Annotated in this window: 12 protein-coding genes and 1 tRNA gene; 7 read left to right on the forward strand and 6 right to left on the reverse strand. The window is 52.0% G+C overall.

Annotated features, from left to right (window positions below; genetic code table 11):
- Window positions 1-182: 182 nt before the first annotated feature.
- Window positions 183-255: transfer RNA gene (locus BQ8005_RS03680), tRNA-Gly, on the reverse strand.
- Between the two features lie 134 nt (window positions 256-389).
- Between BQ8005_RS03680 and cobU the strand changes: the two genes are divergently transcribed.
- The 4 genes from cobU to cobC are packed head-to-tail and all read left to right on the forward strand — an operon-like array spanning window position 390 to window position 3232.
- On the forward strand, window positions 390-899 hold the full coding sequence (cobU, locus tag BQ8005_RS03685) for a bifunctional adenosylcobinamide kinase/adenosylcobinamide-phosphate guanylyltransferase (RefSeq protein WP_075317086.1): 510 nt from the start codon (window positions 390-392) through the stop codon (window positions 897-899).
- An 18-nt stretch (window positions 900-917) separates the two neighbouring features.
- Window positions 918-1955 carry a nicotinate-nucleotide--dimethylbenzimidazole phosphoribosyltransferase gene (cobT, locus tag BQ8005_RS03690; protein ID WP_075317087.1) on the forward strand — a complete coding sequence of 346 codons (1038 nt, stop codon included), beginning with the start codon at window positions 918-920 and terminating at the stop codon, window positions 1953-1955.
- A 3-nt stretch (window positions 1956-1958) separates the two neighbouring features.
- Window positions 1959-2705: an adenosylcobinamide-GDP ribazoletransferase gene (cobS, locus tag BQ8005_RS03695; RefSeq protein WP_075317088.1), complete on the forward strand. Its 747-nt coding sequence runs from the start codon at window positions 1959-1961 to the stop codon at window positions 2703-2705.
- Complete coding sequence (gene cobC, locus BQ8005_RS03700) at window positions 2690-3232, forward strand: alpha-ribazole phosphatase (protein WP_021847255.1); 543 nt, start codon at window positions 2690-2692, stop codon at window positions 3230-3232. The genes cobS and cobC overlap by 16 nt, the downstream gene beginning before the upstream one ends.
- A 10-nt stretch (window positions 3233-3242) precedes the next feature.
- On the opposite strand, the gene cbiB is transcribed toward cobC, so the two are convergent.
- The 3 genes from cbiB to BQ8005_RS03715 all read right to left on the reverse strand — a co-directional run bounded on the left by cbiB (window position 3243) and on the right by BQ8005_RS03715 (window position 6783).
- Window positions 3243-4169 carry an adenosylcobinamide-phosphate synthase CbiB gene (cbiB, locus tag BQ8005_RS03705; RefSeq protein ID WP_083610596.1) on the reverse strand — a complete coding sequence of 309 codons (927 nt, stop codon included), beginning with the start codon at window positions 4167-4169 and terminating at the stop codon, window positions 3243-3245.
- Between the two features lie 69 nt (window positions 4170-4238).
- Window positions 4239-5291 (reverse strand): threonine-phosphate decarboxylase, encoded by a 1053-nt coding sequence (locus tag BQ8005_RS03710; RefSeq protein WP_075317090.1) that lies wholly within the window; start codon window positions 5289-5291, stop codon window positions 4239-4241.
- Window positions 5284-6783 carry a cobyric acid synthase gene (locus BQ8005_RS03715; RefSeq protein ID WP_075317091.1) on the reverse strand — a complete coding sequence of 500 codons (1500 nt, stop codon included), beginning with the start codon at window positions 6781-6783 and terminating at the stop codon, window positions 5284-5286. The genes BQ8005_RS03710 and BQ8005_RS03715 overlap by 8 nt, the downstream gene beginning before the upstream one ends.
- 346 nt (window positions 6784-7129) lie before the next feature.
- On the opposite strand from BQ8005_RS03715, the gene pncB reads away from it, so the two are divergent.
- Entirely contained in the window at window positions 7130-8293 is a 1164-nt protein-coding gene (gene pncB, locus BQ8005_RS03720) for a nicotinate phosphoribosyltransferase (RefSeq protein ID WP_075318910.1), read from the forward strand.
- On the opposite strand, the gene BQ8005_RS03725 is transcribed toward pncB, so the two are convergent.
- Together BQ8005_RS03725 and BQ8005_RS03730 are read right to left on the reverse strand one after the other, a co-directional pair.
- Window positions 8290-8877, reverse strand: a complete 588-nt coding sequence (locus BQ8005_RS03725) for a cob(I)yrinic acid a,c-diamide adenosyltransferase (protein WP_075317092.1) — start codon at window positions 8875-8877, stop codon at window positions 8290-8292. The two genes, pncB and BQ8005_RS03725, sit on opposite strands and share 4 nt — an antisense overlap.
- Entirely contained in the window at window positions 8874-10202 is a 1329-nt protein-coding gene (locus tag BQ8005_RS03730; protein ID WP_075317093.1) for a cobyrinic acid a,c-diamide synthase CobB, read from the reverse strand. The genes BQ8005_RS03725 and BQ8005_RS03730 overlap by 4 nt, the downstream gene beginning before the upstream one ends.
- A gap of 78 nt (window positions 10203-10280) precedes the next feature.
- Here BQ8005_RS03730 and BQ8005_RS03735 point away from each other — a divergent pair, with 78 nt between their 5' ends.
- Entirely contained in the window at window positions 10281-11711 is a 1431-nt protein-coding gene (locus tag BQ8005_RS03735) for a RapZ C-terminal domain-containing protein (protein WP_075317094.1), read from the forward strand.
- A 1-nt stretch (window position 11712) separates the two neighbouring features.
- The gene (locus BQ8005_RS03740; protein ID WP_075317095.1) at window positions 11713-12456 is read left to right on the forward strand and encodes a nucleotidyltransferase family protein; all 744 of its coding nucleotides are present in this window, start codon (window positions 11713-11715) and stop codon (window positions 12454-12456) included.
- Window positions 12457-12466: the final 10 nt, after the last annotated feature.

Below are 12466 nucleotides of genomic sequence, written 5' to 3' on the forward strand. Positions count from 1 at the left end.
CCCTCTGTTTTCATGGATCATCCGAACTGCATAGCCCCAAACGGGAAGTCTGTGTTCATCAAGCTGACAGTTAGACTCATCAAATTAAGGTCTGGACACGTAATTGTCCATGTTAGAAAAGCAATAGTAGAAAACAAAAAAATCAGAGACTTACATCACGTAAACCTCTGATTATCAGTATGAGCGGCAAGCGGGACTCGAACCCGTGACCCTCAGCTTGGGAAGCTGATGCTCTACCAACTGAGCTACTGCCGCCTGTCGAAGTATTTTTGTCTTTACAAACAGAACTTTTCGCAAAGCGGGGACAAAGATAAATACTTTTTTGAGAAATACAACTATGAAATCAGCAAAATCTTGTATTTTTGTTTCCCGTTAGAAAAATAAAACCTATGAAACGGATTATATTAATCACAGGAGGAGCACGTTCCGGCAAAAGCAGCTATGCGGAAAAAAGAGCCTTAACCCTCTCTCCCAACCCGGTTTACATGGCGACAGCACGCATCTGGGACGAAGAGTTCAGACAACGTGTCCTGCGCCATCAGGAACGAAGAGGCCCTGAATGGACCAACATCGAAGAGGAAAAGGCACTGAGCCAACACCAACTGGACGGACGGGTAGTCCTGATAGACTGTGTGACCTTATGGTGTACCAACTTCTTTTTCGACCTGAATGCAGACGTAGACCAAACGCAGAAAGCCGTCCGTGAGGAATTCGACCGCTTTACACACCAGGATGCCACCTTTCTGTTTGTCACCAACGAAATAGGCTGTGGAGCAACCTCCGAAAACGAAATACAACGCAAGTTCACTGATCTTCAGGGGTGGGTGAACCAGTATATCGCCTCACAGGCCGACGAAGTCATCCTTATGGTGGCGGGAATACCAATGAAAGTAAAATAACAAAAAAAAGATAAAAGCATGAAAACATTTCATATCGAAAAACCGGACGAAAACCTGCGTCCGTCCATTATAGACAAGATTAACAACCTGACCAAACCGAAAGGCTCGCTGGGAAGGCTGGAAGAAATAGCCCTGCAAATTGCCCTGATTCAACAAACCTTGACTCCGGCACTGCACAAGCCGCAGAACATCATCTTTGCCGCCGACCACGGAATTGTAGACGAAGGTGTAAGTCTGTCACCGAAAGAAGTGACCTGGCAACAACTGAGCAATTTCCTTCATGGAGGGGCCGGCGTCAACTTCCTCTGCCGCCAACATGGTTTCGAACTGAAAATCGTAGACGCCGGCGTGGACTATGACCTGCCCTACGAGAAAGGCATCATCGACATGAAAGTACGCCGCGGTACCCGCAACTATCTGTACGAAGCTGCCATGACGCAGGAAGAGATGGAACTCTGCATCGAACGCGGTGCCGAAGTGGTACGCCGATGCCACGAAGAAGGAAGCAACGTGCTGAGTTTCGGAGAAATGGGAATAGGAAACACTTCGTCCTCGTCGCTGTGGATGACCTATTTCACGGGAATTCCTCTGGAACAGTGTGTAGGTGCTGGTAGCGGACTGAACCAGCAAGGCATCCGCCATAAATACGAAGTACTGAAAAGAAGCATGGAAAACTACAACGGAGACGGATCGGCCACCGACATCATCCGCTACTTCGGTGGACTGGAAATGGTGATGGCTGTAGGAGCCATGCTCCAGGCTGCCGAACTGAAAATGCTGATACTGGTAGACGGATTTATCATGACCAACTGCATGCTGGCTGCCATGCAGCTCTGTCCTGCCGTGAAAGATTATGCCATCTTCGGCCATTGCGGCGACGAAAGCGGACATAAACTGATACTGGAGTATATGCAAGCCAAACCGCTGATAAACCTAGGATTGAGGCTTGGAGAGGGAACTGGTGCCATTTGTGCCTATCCGTTGGTCGACTCAGCCGTACGAATGATTAACGAGATGGATAACTTTGCGCATGCTTCCATTACCAAATACTTTTAAGCGATGAATTTTCTGGCTGCTCTTATATTCTTTACGAGGCTTCCCTTCTGGAAAATCAGGGAAGTACCTGCCGAATGCTTCAAGCATGTGGTACCTTACTGGCCGCTTGTGGGCTGGCTGACGGGGGGCATCATGGCCGGAGTACTTTGGCTCGCCGCCCAAGTACTTCCCTTGCCTGTGGCCTGGCTGCTGGCCATCCTGTCGCGCTTGCTCGTGACGGGATGCCTGCACGAGGACGGACTGGCCGACTTCTTCGACGGCTTCGGTGGAGGAACGACCCGCGAACGCATCCTGGCCATCATGAAGGATTCGCACATCGGGACGTATGGTGTCGTGGGTCTGATCTTCTACTTCCTGCTGTTCTGGCAGCTTCCAAGCCGGTTGCCGCTTTCCGTACTGTGCGCGCTGGCACTTTGCTGCGACTGCTGGAGCAAGTTCTGTGCCTCGCAAATCATCAACTACCTGCCCTATGCCCGTCCCGAAGCTGAAAGCAAGGCCAAAGTCGTGTATAGCGGCATGAACCGGGGCGAGCTGATTACAGCCTTCGTCAGCGGCATCCTGCCTCTGCTGTTCCTGCTGCCGCTACGCTTGTGGCCGGCTACCGTCGTCCCCATGTTCGTCTGCCTGCTGCTCTGCCGCTTCTTAAAGAAAAAGCTTCAAGGCTACACGGGCGACTGCTGCGGAGCAATGTTTCTGTTATGTGAAATCTCATTTTATCTTTGCGCTGTCATCTTATGGAAATTACTTTAATACGACATACCTCGGTAGACGTACCGCCGGGAGTCTGCTACGGACAGACAGACGTCCCCCTGAAAGACAGTTTCGAACAGGAAGCTGCCATCACCCTGTCTCGCCTGAAGGCTTCCTTACCCGAAGAAGAAAACTTCGATCACGCGTTCACCAGTCCGTTGACCCGTTGCGTACGACTGGCCGACTATTGCGGTTACCCCAACGCCGAACGAGACAAACGGCTCATGGAAATCAACTTCGGAGCCTGGGAAATGAAGCCATTCGACCGGAACGACGATCCCCGCCTTCAGGAATGGTATGCCGACTACCTGAACGTAGCGGCTACAGGAGGCGAATCTTTCGCCATGCAATACGAACGTGTCAGCCGCTTCCTGGATGAGCTGAAGCAGAAACCCTACCGGCGTGTAGCCATCTTTGCCCACGGAGGTGTACTGATCTGTGCACAGATTTACGCAGGCCTCATCACCGCAGAAGAAGCTTTCAGCTCTCTGACGCCCTACGGCGGACTCATCCAAATCACGCTGTAAACCGGAAGTTTTATTGGAGCAATAACTGGATACAGAAAGAAGCAAGTACGAGCAGAATCATCAACCCTTCCGCACGACGGTTGATGCGGATAGCCGTATGCATGTCTTCCGTTGTCAGCGGACGCTCGTTATCGCCGATATAAGGTTTCCACACCTCCTCGCCAAAGTAGTTATGAGGACCTCCGAAACGACAGTTTAGGATACCGGCCAAGGCAGACTCCGGATAACCGGAATTGGGACTGGCATGCTGGCTACCGTAACGAGCCACAAACCCCAGCAACGAAAGACGACCGGACACCACAACCATCAAGAAGGCAGTCAGACGGGCAGGAATGAAATTGGCCACATCGTCCAGACGGGCAGCAAAACAGCCGAAACGGCGATAACGTTCGTTGCGATAACCTATCATCGAGTCCAGCGTGTTCACCATTTTATAGGCAAGCATGCCCGGCACGCCCAGTAGCAAATACCAGAATAAGGGGGCCACCACCCCGTCGCTCAAGTTCTCGGCAAGAGTCTCCAAAGCTGCCGTACGCACTTCCTGCGCAGACAGTTCGGACGTGTCGCGTCCCACAATACGTGCCACCTGACGCCGGCCTTCCTCCAGCGAACGGTCTACGGCAAGAAACACCATACGCACTTCGCGCACCAACGTAGTACCTGCCAGGCAATAAAAAATCAGCAGGACTTGTAGTATCATCAGCAACCCTGCCGAAAACAGGGCCGCCTGCTGCAACAGCCATGCTGTCAACCCATAGACACCCGCTACCAACAGGCAGCTGACCAGCATCCCTTTCAGGAAACGACCATTCCCGTGGTTCAACCGATGTTCGAAAAACGCAATCGCTTTCCCAAATGCCACCACCGGATGGGGCATCCACTGAGGATCGCCCAGCCAGCGATCCAGCAACCATGCCGCCAGCAGCGGCAATGCCATGTAAAAAGCCAGACTAAAGGCTATCAATGTCTGTTCCAATTGAAAATACTGTTTATCCGTTTATCCATCTTATTCCTGAAACCATTCTGCAATGGCATCTACCAGCCGGTCATTTTCTTCGGGTGTCTGGGTGGCAATACGGAAGAAACGCTCGTCCAAGCCTTCGAAATTCGAAGCGTCGCGTATCAGGATGCCATGCTTCTCTGCCAAATACTCCTTCAAGGCCGACGCCTTGCCAAAACGCAGGCACACCAACATGAAATGCGTCTGCGTCTCCCATACATCCATCCCTCCCAACGCTTCCAATCGGGTACGCAACCGTTGTGTCTCGTCCAGATAGACCGCCATGTCCAATGAATGGGGCACTCCCTTTTCGGTCAGGAAAAGTCCGGCTTCAATAGCCACGGCATTAACCGACCACGGCATCCGGTTGTTGCGGATACGGCTCAACAGCCCTGCGTTTCCGGTGATATACCCCAACCGCAAACCAGGTACAGCATAGCGTTTAGTCATGGAATGCAACAACAACACATTGGGGAAAGCTACTGCCTCAGCCGCCGAGAACAATGGCTGCAACGTAAAGTATTCATAAGACTGGTCGATAACAAAACACACCTGTGGATTACAGCGTATCAACTCCTCCATCCACGCCTTGTCCGTCACACTACCCGTCGGGTTATTAGGATTACACAACCAAAGCATACGGATGTCCTCGGGCAACCGATAACGTTCGCGTTCCGCAGGCAGGCTATAAAGCGAAACCGTGGGATGACCATGTATTAGGCAAGCATCGGCATATTCCCGAAAAGTAGGCTGCAAAATGGCTGAACAGGTACCTCGAAAAGTCTGAGCCATCAGATAGATGGCTTCGGTAGCCCCATTAGTCACGCATACCTCGTCAGGCTCCAGCTTCAGCTTACGCGCCAGAGCGGCTTCCAGCGTATAGGGCTGAGGTTCGGGATAGGAAGAAAGAGGGCTCAATTCACCATCTTTCCCCTGTATGAACCTACATAAATGGTTCTTCAGTTCTGTCAAGTCCGTCCGGCTATATACATTCGAACTGAAATTGGCCGTTATCGGCCGGGTATATTTATAAGAATCGTCTCCGTGTCCGTCAATCATGTTGTTTTAGTATTTGATAGACAAGCGGCAGATTGACATGTGCACGCACATGGTCGGCCAGCTTGTCGTATTGTTGTTCCTTGAATGCCTGATAATCGAAAGTGCTGCGTTCTCTCACCTTGCCGGCAAAAGGTTCGAGCAAGTAGTCGATGAAAGCCGCATTGTCCAGTATGCCATGGATATAAGTCCCCATACAGGTCCGATCCACCAAGCATCCCTCCTCTTGCCCGTCTTCCAGACGGTTCAGTGGCGTATATGCAGCTCCGTCTACGGGAACAGTAGTTCCCATGTGTATCTCGTAGCCACTCAAGTTGCAGTCTCCCACCGTATCTTCATTGTTCAGGGCAAATCGCACTTGTCGGGTCACTTTCTCACCTGTCATGCGGGTTGTTGTCGGAAGAAGTCCCAAACCTGGCAAACGGTCGATGTCTCCTTCCACATGGTCGGGATCGAGCACCTCCTGCCCCATCATCTGATAACCTCCACAAATACCCATCACCGTCACTCCGTCACGATGGGCACGGATAATAGCCTGTGCCACTCCATTGCGACGCAACTCATACAGATCGTCCAGCGTGCTTTTGGAACCGGGCAACAGAATGATATCCGCCTTGGCTATTTCTTCCGTATTATTGGTGTAAAAGAGGTGGACACGAGGATCGCGCTCCAGCACGTTGAAGTCCGTAAAATTACTGAGATGACGCAACATCACCACGGCAATATTCACCTTACCCTTCGTAGCCTGCATGGATTTGGTAGCAAGGGCCACGCTATCCTCTTCTTCTATATAGATATCTTTATAATAAGGTACCACTCCCAGCACCGGAATACCGCAAAGTTCTTCAAGCATTTTCACGCCCGACTCGAACAAACGCAGATCGCCTCGGAATTTATTGATAAGGATTCCCTTAATGCAAGCTCGTTCATGCGGCCTGAGCAACATAAGCGAACCGTAAACACTGGCAAACACTCCGCCACGGTCAATGTCGCCCACCAGCACAACTTTTGCTCCGGCATGCAAAGCCATGGGCAAATTCACCAGGTCGCTGTCGCGCAGATTGATTTCAGAAATACTTCCGGCTCCTTCCAGTACAATAGGATTGTAACGTGCTGCCAGACGATCGTAGGCTGAACACACTTCCTTGCGCAACTCCTCACGCCCCTCCTTACGGAAATAATCGTAAGCCGAGCGGTTGCCTACCGGACGTCCGTTCAGTACCACCTGCGACGTATGGTCGCTCTGCGGCTTCAGCAGCAGGGGATTCATATCCGTGTGACAGGGAATGCCGGCAGCCTCTGCCTGTACCGCCTGTGCACGGCCTATCTCAAGACCTTCGGGAGTGGCATACGAATTGAGCGCCATGTTCTGCGCCTTGAAGGGAGCGGGCTGATAGCCGTCTTGCCTGAAGATACGGCAGAAAGCAGCAGCCAGAATACTCTTGCCCACATCGCTCCCGGTACCTACCAGCATAAGGGGTTCCAATAATTCCATAGATTTCATTTTTTGCGAACGCAAAGATAGTACAAAGTGGTCAAAAAAAAAAGGCTATCTTCCCAGACAGCCAATCTTTTGTTAACCTTAAATCTAATACTATGAAAAACACATTGCAAAGGTAGCGCATCTTACCAAACTTCCAAAATATACAGAGAAAAAATGCCTTTTTATAACATGCTTTAAAAGCCTTATTCTCTTATTAACAAAAAAGACTATTACAAAGAAAAAAATCCTCCTTTTCTCTCTTTTCACTATCCTATGATACGACTTGGACGGCAGGAATTTGCGAAACTTAAATAAAGTATGTATCTTCACCCCCGAAAATCCTAAAAACACACATGTCATGATTTACTCTATACTCGACACCGACCTTTACAAGTTTACTACGTCATACGCTTACATCAAACTGTTTCCGTATGCATCGGGCACATTCTCTTTCACCGACCGCGACCAGACTGTCTGTTCCGACCATTTCCTGGCCGAACTGAAAGAAGCCATCGACCAAATGCGACGGATTGCCCTGACCGGTGACGAACTGGAGTACATGACACACACCTGCCGATTCCTGCCCCGTGTCTACTGGGAATGGCTCTCTTCTTTCCGCTTCCAACCCGAAAAGGTAAATGTCTGGCTGGACGAGGAACGCCATCTCCACATGGAAGTGACGGACTATATGTATAAGGTGACACTCTACGAAGTTCCACTTCTGGCGCTGGTGTCCGAAGTGAGAAACCGGGTCATGGAACATGTTCCCGATCTGGACAAGGTAGTTGCCCGACTGATGGACAAGGTATCTCTGTCCAACCGCAACCATCTTTCCTTCTCCGAGTTTGGTACACGCCGCCGCTTCTCGTTCGAAGTACACGATACGGTCATCGGCTACCTCAAACAGCACGCCCTGTATTGCACGGGAACATCCAACTGTTATTTCGCCATGAAATATAACATGAAACCGATGGGAACCCATCCGCACGAATGGTTCATGTTCCACGGTGCTCAGTTTGGCTACAAGCATGCCAACTATATGGCATTGGAAAACTGGGTAAACGTCTACGACGGCGACCTGGGTACCGCCCTCTCGGACACCTATACGTCCGATGCTTTCCTGAGCAACCTCAGCCGCAAGCAGGCCAAGTTGTTCGACGGCGTCCGCTGTGATTCGGGCGACGAATTCGAATTTACCGAAAAGCTCATTGCCCGCTACAAGGAATTCGGCATAGACCCGACAACCAAAACCATCATCTTCAGCAATGCGCTCAACTTTCCCAAGGCGCTCGACATCCAACAGTTCTGCCAGGGACGCATCCGCTGCGCGTTCGGCATCGGTACCAACCTGACCAACGACACCGGCTTCACCCCGTCCAACATTGTGATGAAACTGACCCGCTGCCGGATGAACAACAACCAGGAATGGCACGAATGCGTCAAACTGTCCGACGACGAGGGCAAACACTTGGGAAGCAGCATGGAAGTGAAAGCCTGCCTTTACGAGCTGCAGTTAGGCTAATCGGTCTGTTTTCCTGAAGTCTTTTTCCGTTTATAGGCAAATTCCTGCCACTTTTCCTCCGACCAGTTCTGGCGTTGCATCTCCATGCGTGCCATGACAAAAAACAGGTCGGACAACCGGTTGATGAAACACAGGATAGCCTCATCCAACGGGCTCTGCCGGTTCAATGTCCACAAACGCCGCTCTGCCCTGCGTGCCACCGTACGTGCAAAGTGCAGCTGGGCCGAAACGGGTGTACCTCCCGGAAGCAGGAAATAACCGTGGTCGGCCAGCTGTTCCGTCAGGCGGTCCATCTCCTGTTCGCAACGAAGGGTCAGTTCGGCCGCATGCAGCTCGTTCGGGTTTACCTTGTCCGATGGCGTGGCTACATGGCTCATCACGACCATCAGTTCTCGCTGTATCGCGTGCAACAACTGCTGCCACTCATCCTCGGCAGACAGCATGGAACGCACGATGCCTATTACGGCATTCAGTTCGTCCAGACAACCGTTGGCCTCGATGCGGATGTCGTCTTTCGGCACCCGCTCTCCTCCATGAATACCGGTCATTCCCTTGTCACCGGTCTTTGTATAAATCCGTTTCATTCTTCGTTCTCAAATAACTTGTTCAAATCAATTTCTCCCCAATACAAATGGGTATAACTGGCCAACAGGTTCTTGTAGCGGAACACCGGCGTGTTCACCTTCTCCCCGCGGGCATTGTACACCTGCGCCACCGTCGGAAGCAACCGTTCACACGATCGTTGCACATATTGGGTATAGTGGAATTCGTGCCCGTACAACGTTTGTCCATTATAATCGAAACGCCGGTAACCCAGGCTCAGCCTGCGGTCTTCCTTCCGGTTCGAAATGGAAAATGGCAGCACACCCGCCATCGGCAGGAAATCGGGCTGTCCGTCCTGACAGATTCCCTGCGACAGGTAAATCATACCCCCACACTCGGCCAACGCTTTTCCTCCACCTTCAATATAACGACGTATGGAATCCAGTGTAACGTCTGCCGTTCTCAAAGCTTCTGCATGTTTTTCGGGATAACCACCCGGCAGGTAAAGCAAATCGGTACCGTCAGGTAGCGGAGCTGACTCTTCCGGATTGAAAAAGAAAACTTCTCCGTAGCGATTCAGCAAGTCCAGATGTTCCGTATACAGGAAAGAAAAAGACTCGCTGTTGCGTGCCACCGCAATACGTCTGTTTCCCAACCTTTCATTTTCCGTCCGGTTCTCAGGCAAAGGTTGGGAGGTGATTTCCAGCAAACGATCGATACGTATATGGGCTTCCAACAATTCCAGCAAGCGACGACAGGCTTCTTCCGTTTCCTGTTCGCTGAAGTCCAGACCCAAGTAACGTGAACCCTGCTCCAACAAACCGTCTTTCGGCAGATACCCCAGACACTCCACCTGAAGGTCTTCACAAACCTCCTGCAACATTCCGAAATGGCGCGCCGACCCTACCCGATTGAAAATGACACCTGCAAAACGGATATCGGGACGGAAATGCAAAAAGCCCTGCAACAGAGGTGCCAGGGAATAGGCTGCCGACCGCGCGTCGACCACCAATACCACCGGCAAACGCAACAGCCGGGCCACTTCTGCCGACGAGCCACGATCGCGTTCATAACCGTCGAACATCCCCATCATACCTTCCACCACACAGGCATCCGCGCCGACAGCATAGCGGGCATAAAGCCTCCGCACATGCTCCTCCGAAGCCATGAACAAATCTAGATTGACCGACGGACGTCCGCAGGCACGTTCATGAAACTTTGTATCGATGTAGTCCGGCCCGCATTTGTATGGCTGCACGTTCAGCCCTCTTGCCTTCAGCAGAGCCATCAGCCCACGGCTCACCGTTGTCTTTCCACTGCCCGATGTGGGTGCGGCAATCAGAAATTGAGGAATGTTTTTTGTCATTTTTCCTGTATTTATTTGGGCAAAGATAACCATATCTGAACAGAAAACCTTATCTTAGCTGCCAAAATGACTAAATCTATGATTACAGAAGAACTGAAAAAGCTATATACAGCCTATACCGGCCACGAACCGGATAGTATCGAAGAAATGCCCGCATCGGGATCCAACCGTCGTTATTTCCGCCTGAAAGGCACTCCCAACCTCATCGGAGTAAGCGGTGAAAGTGTGGAAGAAAACCGCGCCTTCCTCTATATGGCCGAACATTTCCGCCGTCAGGGATTGCCTGTTCCGCAAGTGTTCATCAAGTCGGACGACGACATCTATTACCTTCAGGAAGACCTGGGCGATACGCTGCTCTTCAACGCCATTGAAAAAGGACGCAAGACCAGCGTCTTTGGTGAGGACGAGAAGCAACTGCTACGCAAGACGCTCCGCCTCCTGCCCGCCGTCCAGTTTGCCGGTGCCGAAGGCATGGATTTCTCCTACTGCTATCCGCAGGCTGAGTTCAACCGCCGTAGCATCCTGTGGGACCTGAACTACTTCAAATATTGTTTCCTGAAAGCCACCGGTCTTGACTTCCAGGAAGACCGCCTTGAGGACGATTTCCAGAAAATGGCCGACGTCCTGCTCCGCAGCAGTTCCGCCACTTTCATGTACCGCGACTTCCAGAGCCGCAACGTCATGATCAAGGACGGTGAGCCGTGGCTCATCGACTTCCAGGGCGGACGCAAGGGTCCTGTCTACTACGACGTGGCTTCCTTCTTGTGGCAGGCAAAAGCCAACTATCCCGACAGCCTCCGCCAGGAACTGCTCCGCGAGTACATCGACGCCCTGCGCAAATACCAGCCTGTGGACGAAGCCTACTTCATGGCCCAGCTTCGCCACTTCGTGCTGTTCCGCACCATGCAGGTACTGGGTGCCTACGGTTTCCGCGGCTACTTCGAGAAGAAACCCCACTTCATTCAGAGTGTACCCTTTGCCATCGAGAACCTTCGCCAGCTGCTCCGTGAGCCCTATCCCGAGTATCCTTATCTCTGCCAGGTGCTGACCGAACTGACCGAACTGAAGCAATTCACCGACGACCTGCAGAAGCGCCGTCTTGTGGTCAAAGTCACCAGCTTTGCCTACAAGAAAGGCATCCCCGAAGATCCGTCGGGCAACGGTGGAGGTTTTGTCTTCGACTGCCGCGCCGTAAACAACCCCGGCAAGTACGAACGCTACAAACCCTTCACGGGACTGGACGAACCTGTCATCCGCTTCCTCGAAGACGATGGTGAAATCACGACCTTCCTGGAACACGTCTACGGTCTGGTCGACGCTTCTGTCAAACGCTACATGGAACGCGGTTTCACCAACCTTTCTGTCTGCTTCGGCTGCACGGGCGGCCAGCACCGTTCCGTCTACTCGGCCCAACATCTGGCCGAGCACCTGAACCAGAAGTTTGGCGTTCAGGTCAACCTGATGCACCGCGAACAGAACATCGAACAAACCTTCAAAGCCCGCAACTGACATGAAAGCCATGATATTTGCCGCCGGACTGGGTACCCGCCTCCGTCCGCTTACCGATCACATGCCTAAAGCCCTGGTGCCTGTAGCCGGTGTGCCTATGCTCCAGCGTGTAATACTGCGCCTGAAAGAGGCCGGCTTCCACGACATCGTCATCAATATCCACCACTTCGGCGAACAGATTCTCGATTTTCTGAAAGCAAACGACAACTTTGGTGTCCGCATCCTCATCAGCGACGAACGAGGCGAACTGCTCGATACGGGTGGAGGCATCCTGAAAGCCCGTCCCCTACTGGACGACGGCGAACCATTCCTCATCCACAACGCCGATATCCTGACTCACATCGACCTGGCCGCCTTCTACCGGCACCACGTGGAAAGCGGAGCCGATGCCACCTTGCTGACCAACCACCGACAGACCGCCCGCTACCTCCTGGCTGACACAGACAATCGCCTGTGCGGATGGGTCAACAAGTCGACAAGAGAAACCCTGCCTGCGGGTACCGTCTACACCGAAGGCCGTTACAACGAACTCGCCTTCGGCTGTGTGCATGTCCTTTCGCCCTCCATTTTCAATTACATGGGCAGCGACAGGTGGAATGGAAAATTTTCCATTATTCCTTTCTACATCAACATCTGCCGCCAGGCCCGTATCCAGTGCTACCCCATCGATACCGAAGGCTGGTTCGACGTAGGCAAGCCCGAAACGCTAGCGCAGGCCGATGCCTATTACCGGAAGGTGAAATAAAAATTTTCAC

Source organism: Bacteroides togonis (assembly GCF_900130135.1).
GTDB lineage: Bacteria > Bacteroidota > Bacteroidia > Bacteroidales > Bacteroidaceae > Bacteroides > Bacteroides pullorum.